This is a genomic window from uncultured Leptotrichia sp. (assembly GCF_938036635.1).
In the GTDB taxonomy this organism is placed as follows: domain Bacteria; phylum Fusobacteriota; class Fusobacteriia; order Fusobacteriales; family Leptotrichiaceae; genus Leptotrichia; species Leptotrichia hongkongensis.
On sequence record NZ_CALHQO010000367.1, the window covers coordinates 1 to 1096 of the forward strand.

Genomic DNA, 1096 nt, shown 5'->3' on the forward strand with positions numbered 1-1096 from the left:
AACAATACATCAAATAATCCGTTCGGAGGCTTAGGTAACGTTTCAGTTCCAAGTGTAGCAATGAACTTTGTCTCAAATGGAGAAAATAAAAATCCAATTTCAAATGCAATGGGAGGACTGACACAGCAAGGCGGAGTAATTCTTTCAAGTGATGAAATATTGGAAGTATCTTACAGTACAAACCCAATATATGGTGAAACGATGAGTGCTTCTCAAAGCCAAGTAACATTAAGAATTGTAGGAAGACTACTTCCCACAGCTTCAGAAAATAATAGTCCCGAAGATGAAGGCGAAGGGATAGTTAGCGGAATAATGGGAACACTTGGTATGGGAACATTATTTAACCAGTATAAAAGTGTAAAACACTTATTTGACAAAGATAGTGAAGCAAGAGAAGAACTCCCAGAAGCCTCATTAAGCAGCAATCTTTTATCATCAAGCGGAATTACTGAACCAGTCGCTAAAAAAGCAAAAGAAAGCAGTAAAAGCAAACTTGTTTCTCAAGTATTAGGAGTAAGCTCAACACTGCCAATGACAAATTCGTTTACAAATGGAATAGGAAACAGCCTGAAAGGAATGTTTGGAGGACTTGGAAATTTTGGAGAAAGTAATTTATATGATCAAAATAAAGAAAATGTGAAAGAACTATCAATGTGGGCGATGACTTACGGAGATGAAAAATCAACGAGGGATGTAATGGTGCAGACAGATTTAGGGGGAGGAAAGACGTTTGAATTGTATTTTCCTAAAATGTATGTGGATTATTTTAATCAAAGTTTTAGTACGATAACGGGAGAAGGATACTTTGAATTGATGTTAAAACAAACGGTATTTAATGAAGAAAATATAAATTTAAAATAAAAAGGAGAAGAGTGTTATGGCTGTAGAAATAACAAGAACTGAAGTAGAGGGAATGATGAGTTGGATACCTAGATTAACATATAATGCAAAAAATCTTGAAATAGTAGAAAATTATTATTTTAAACATTTAAAGGGTATAGGACAACTTGAAGGAACGAATATTAATCTTGAACTTTGGAAAAGAATAGAAAAGACAATACAGTTAAATACTAGAAGAGAATATCTTAATTCTGCT

Annotated in this window: 2 protein-coding genes; both read left to right on the top strand. The window is 33.7% G+C overall.

Annotated features, from left to right (window positions below; translation table 11 throughout):
- Nucleotides 1-861, top strand: an 861-nt coding sequence (locus tag Q0370_RS07325; RefSeq protein ID WP_299574036.1) for a hypothetical protein, incomplete at its 5' end; no start/stop codon positions are given.
- A 16-nt stretch (nucleotides 862-877) separates the two neighbouring features.
- Nucleotides 878-1096 (top strand): hypothetical protein (locus Q0370_RS07330; protein ID WP_299574038.1); only part of this gene is annotated, 219 nt, incomplete at its 3' end.